Genomic DNA, 5400 nt, shown 5'->3' on the forward strand with positions numbered 1-5400 from the left:
CCCAAAGGACAAGCCCTTCCCCTCCCTACCAAGAAAAACCGTGGCAGCGACCTACTCTCCCACCCCACAACAGGGCAGTACCATCAGCGCAAGGAGACTTAACGACCGGGTTCGGAATGAGACCGAGTGTGACCCTCCTGCCAAAACCACCACGGAAACCAACACCCACAACCACCACTCAACCCAAACGGGGAGCAACAGCCACGAGCAAGCTTCGTGAACAAAGTGTGCGCGAACATCCAATTATCTGCAGCGGACAAGCCCTCGACCTATTAGTACCGGTCAGCTCCACCCCTCACAAGGCTTCCACACCCGGCCTATCAACCCTGTCGTCTACAGGGAGTCTTACCCTCTCAAGGAGGCAGGAGACCTCATCTCGAAGCAAGCTTCCCGCTTAGATGCTTTCAGCGGTTATCTCTCCCGAACGTAGCCAACCAGCCATGCCCTTGGCAGGACAACTGGCACACCAGAGGTTCGTCCGTCCCGGTCCTCTCGTACTAGGGACAGCCCTTCTCAAGTCTCCAACGCGCACAGCGGATAGGGACCGAACTGTCTCACGACGTTCTAAACCCAGCTCGCGTGCCGCTTTAATGGGCGAACAGCCCAACCCTTGGGACCAACTCCAGCCCCAGGATGCGACGAGCCGACATCGAGGTGCCAAACCATCCCGTCGATATGGACTCTTGGGGAAGATCAGCCTGTTATCCCCGGGGTACCTTTTAGCCGTTGAGCGACACCGCTTCCACACGCCGGTGCCGGATCACTAGTCCCAGCTTTCGCTCCTGCTCGACACGTCCGTCTCACAGTCAAGCTCCCTTGTGCACTTACACTCAACACCTGATTACCAACCAGGCTGAGGGAACCTTTGGGCGCCTCCGTTACTCTTTGGGAGGCAACCGCCCCAGTTAAACTACCCACCAGACACTGTCCCCGAACCGGATCACGGTCCAAAGTTAGATGCCCGAAACAGTCAGAGTGGTATTTCACCAACGCCTCCACCGCCACTAGCGTGACAGTCTCACAGGCTCCCACCTATCCTACACAAACCATCCCAAACACCAATGTCAAGCTATAGTGAAGGTCCCGGGGTCTTTCCGTCCTGCTGCGCGAAACGAGCATCTTTACTCGTAGTGCAATTTCACCGGGCCCATGGTTGAGACAGTGGGGAAGTCGTTACGCCATTCGTGCAGGTCGGAACTTACCCGACAAGGAATTTCGCTACCTTAGGATGGTTATAGTTACCACCGCCGTTTACTGGCGCTTAGATTCCTAGCTTCGCGGGCCGAAACCCACTAACCAGTCCTCTTAACGTTCCAGCACCGGGCAGGCGTCAGTCCGTATACAGCGTCTTACGACTTCGCACGGACCTGTGTTTTTAATAAACAGTCGCTTCCCCCCGCTATCTGCGACCCCACCCAGCTCAGGCCGTAAAGACCGTCACCAGACAGGGCTCCCCTTCTCCCAAAGTTACGGGGACAATTTGCCGAGTTCCTTAACCATGGTTCACCCGAACGCCTCGGTATTCTCTACCTGACCACCTGCGTCGGTTTAGGGTACTGGCCACACACGAACTCGCTAGAGGCTTTTCTCGACAGCATGGGATCACTCACTTCACCAAAAACGGCTCGGCATCACGTCTCAGCCTTCACGAGAGGCGGATTTGCCTACCCCTCGGCCTACACGCTTACTCCCGGACAACCATCGCCGGGTAGAGCTACCCTCCTGCGTCACCCCATCACTTACCTACTACAAGCTCGGGTCCCAGACCAGTCCAGAGGCATCCCCCGAAGGGCACACCAAGAACCAGCGTGGTTAGCATCACCTGATTCGATACTGGACGCTCGTGCACGGGTACGGGAATATCAACCCGTTATCCATCGACTACGCCTGTCGGCCTCGCCTTAGGTCCAGACTCACCCTGGGCGGATTAACCTGCCCCAGGAACCCTTAGTCAATCGGCGGCAACGTTTCTCACGTTGCTTTCGCTACTCATGCCTGCATTCTCACTCGCACACCCTCCACCACTCGATCACTCGGCAGCTTCACTGGATGCACGACGCTCCCCTACCAACCCAGCCCTTACGGGCTGAACTTCACAGCTTCGGCGGTGTACTTAAGCCCCGCTACATTATCGGCGCAGAACCACTTGACCAGTGAGCTATTACGCACTCTTTAAAGGATGGCTGCTTCTAAGCCAACCTCCTGGTTGTCTCAGCAACTCCACAACCTTTCCCACTTAGCACACGCTTAGGGGCCTTAGCTGATGATCTGGGCTGTTTCCCTCTCGACTACGAAGCTTATCCCCCGCAGTCTCACTGCCACGCTTCACTTAACCGGCATTCGGAGTTTGTCTGACGTCAGTAACCTTGTAGGGCCCATCAGCCAAACAGTAGCTCTACCTCCAGCAAGAAACACGTGACGCTGCACCTAAATGCATTTCGGGGAGAACCAGCTATCACGGAGTTTGATTGGCCTTTCACCCCTACCCACACCTCATCCCCCAGATTTTCAACTCTGGTGGGTTCGGGCCTCCACGAGGTCTTACCCCCGCTTCACCCTGGACATGGGTAGATCACTCCGCTTCGGGTCCACAGCATGCGACTCAAACGCCCTATTCAGACTCGGTTTCCCTACGGCTACCCCACCCGGGTTAACCTCGCCACACACCATGACTCGCAGGCTCATTCTTCAAAAGGCACGCCATCACCAAAGACAAGCTTCAGCTCTGACGGCTTGACAGCACACGGTTTCAGGTACTATTTCACGACCCCTCACCGGGGCACTTTTCACCTTTCCCTCACGGTACTAGTGCACTATCGGTCATCAGGACGTATTTTGGCTTAGCAGGTGGTCCTGCCAGATTCACACGGAATTTCTCGGGCTCCGCGCTACTCGGGAGAACATCAACACCTAGACTCTTCCTTCACCTACGGGACTCTCACCCACTCCGGTACCGCTTCCCAACGGATTCAGCTAGAAAAATCATCAGCGCTCCAGGCCGACAGACCTGAAAAGATGCATCCCACAACCCCGCACACGCAACGACTGTCGTCTATCACACGCGCACGGTTTAGCCTCTTCCCCGTTCGCTCACCACTACTAGGAGAATCACTGTTGTTTACTCTTCCTACGGGTACTGAGATGTTTCACTTCCCCGCGTCACCACCAACTACCCTATACATTCAGGTAGCGGCAACCCGACACAACTCGGGCTAGGTTTCCCCATTCGGACACCCGCGGATCAAAGCTCGGTTGACAGCTCCCCGCGGCCTATCGTGGCCTCCCACGTCCTTCATCGGCGCCTGATGCCAAGGCATCCACCGTGTGCCACTATCACTTGGCCACTACAGATAATAAGATGCTCGCGCACACTATTCACAAATCAAAACACCAACCACAAACTCCCCTACCTCAAACCACAAACCCAACCCGCAAGGGCCAGGATATGGGAGTTACTGGAGGTGGTAGCGGGAACCAACCACAAGGATTGCTTCCTCAGACACCCAACAGCGCGCCCCCCGACGCTTCTAGTCGCCGGAGGCAAAGTCCAATTTTCTTCAGCCACTCCCCATCACCCCGCAAGGGGTGTGAGGTCCACTTTCGAGTCCGACCAACGATAGAAAGGTGTTGGTCTTCAAAAGACTCCTTAGAAAGGAGGTGATCCAGCCGCACCTTCCGGTACGGCTACCTTGTTACGACTTCGTCCCAATCGCCAGCCCCACCTTCACTCATTCCCTCCCCGAAGGGTTAGGCCACAAGTTTCGGGTGTTGCCGACTTTCATGACGTGACGGGCGGTGTGTACAAGGCCCGGGAACGTATTCACCGCGGCGTTGCTGATCCGCGATTACTAGCGACTCCACCTTCATGGGGTCGAGTTGCAGACCCCAATCCGAACTGAGACCGGCTTTAAGGGATTCGCTCCACCTTACGGTATCGCACGCCCATTGTACCGGCCATTGTAGCATGTTTGCAGCCCAAGACATAAGGGGCATGATGACTTGACGTCGTCCCCACCTTCCTCCGAGTTGACCCCGGCAGTCTCCCATGAGTCCCCACCATTACGTGCTGGCAACATGGAACAAGGGTTGCGCTCGTTGCGGGACTTAACCCAACATCTCACGACACGAGCTGACGACAGCCATGCACCACCTGTCACCCACCAACTAAATGACCCTGTATCTCTACAGGTCCACGGGTGATGTCAAACCTTGGTAAGGTTCTTCGCGTTGCGTCGAATTAAGCAACATGCTCCGCCGCTTGTGCGGGCCCCCGTCAATTCCTTTGAGTTTTAGCCTTGCGGCCGTACTCCCCAGGCGGGGCGCTTAATGCGTTAGCTACGGCGCGGAAACCGTGGAAAGTCCCCACACCTAGCGCCCAACGTTTACGGCATGGACTACCAGGGTATCTAATCCTGTTCGCTCCCCATGCTTTCGCTCCTCAGCGTCAGGTAAGGCCCAGAAACCCGCCTTCGCCACCGGTGTTCCTCCTGATATCTGCGCATTTCACCGCTACACCAGGAATTCCAGTTTCCCCTACCTACCTCTAGCATGCCCGTATCCACTGCAGAACCGGAGTTAAGCCCCGGTCTTTCACAGCAGACGCGACATGCCGCCTACGAGCTCTTTACGCCCAATAATTCCGGACAACGCTCGGACCCTACGTATTACCGCGGCTGCTGGCACGTAGTTAGCCGGTCCTTATTCCCCACCTACCGTCAACCCCACGAGAACGTGGAGCCTGCGTTGGTGGTAAAAGAGGTTTACAACCCGAAGGCCGTCATCCCCCACGCGGCGTCGCTGCATCAGGCTTTCGCCCATTGTGCAATATTCCCCACTGCTGCCTCCCGCAGGAGTCTGGGCCGTGTCTCAGTCCCAGTGTGGCCGGTCGCCCTCTCAGGCCGGCTACCCGTAATCGCCTTGGTAGGCCGTTACCCCACCAACAAGCTGATAGGCCGCGAGCCCATCCCTGACCGATAAAACTTTCCACCCTCCACCATGAGGTGGCGGGTCGTATCCGGTATTAGACGGCGTTTCCACCGCTTATCCCGGAGTCAGGGGCAGGTTGCTCACGTGTTACTCACCCGTTCGCCGCTCGTGTACCCCGAAGGGCCTTACCGCTCGACTTGCATGTGTTAAGCACGCCGCCAGCGTTCGTCCTGAGCCAGGATCAAACTCTCCATAAAGGTCAAACAACCCGTCCCGGCGACCGTGAGGTCAGCCTGGGGCGAGTAAACCTAGAAGAAATCCTGACCAACCAACTCGCGTTGGTTAATCAAAGGAACCCTACGCACCGAAGTGCGTCGGGGCCAAAACAAACATGGCTTAAAGAAAATCAAACACGCGCTGTTGAGTTCTCAAGAAACAATCACTCTTCCCGTACAAGCGCCAGAACCGAAGTTC

Annotated in this window: 3 rRNA genes; all 3 read right to left on the minus strand. The window is 56.4% G+C overall.

Annotation, left to right across the window (positions count from 1 at the left end):
* Positions 1–38 precede the first annotated feature (38 nt).
* Positions 39–154, minus strand: a 5S ribosomal RNA gene (rrf, locus tag BDW27_RS26990).
* Positions 155–251: 97 nt separating this feature from the next.
* Positions 252–3344: ribosomal RNA gene (locus BDW27_RS26995) — 23S ribosomal RNA — on the minus strand.
* Positions 3345–3650: 306 nt separating this feature from the next.
* Positions 3651–5183: ribosomal RNA gene (locus tag BDW27_RS27000) — 16S ribosomal RNA — on the minus strand.
* Together the 16S, 23S and 5S rRNA genes form the textbook arrangement of a ribosomal RNA operon.
* Between the last annotated feature and the right edge of the window lie 217 nt (positions 5184–5400).

This window comes from Nocardiopsis sp. L17-MgMaSL7, from assembly GCF_003182025.1.
In the GTDB taxonomy this organism is placed as follows: domain Bacteria; phylum Actinomycetota; class Actinomycetes; order Streptosporangiales; family Streptosporangiaceae; genus Nocardiopsis; species Nocardiopsis prasina.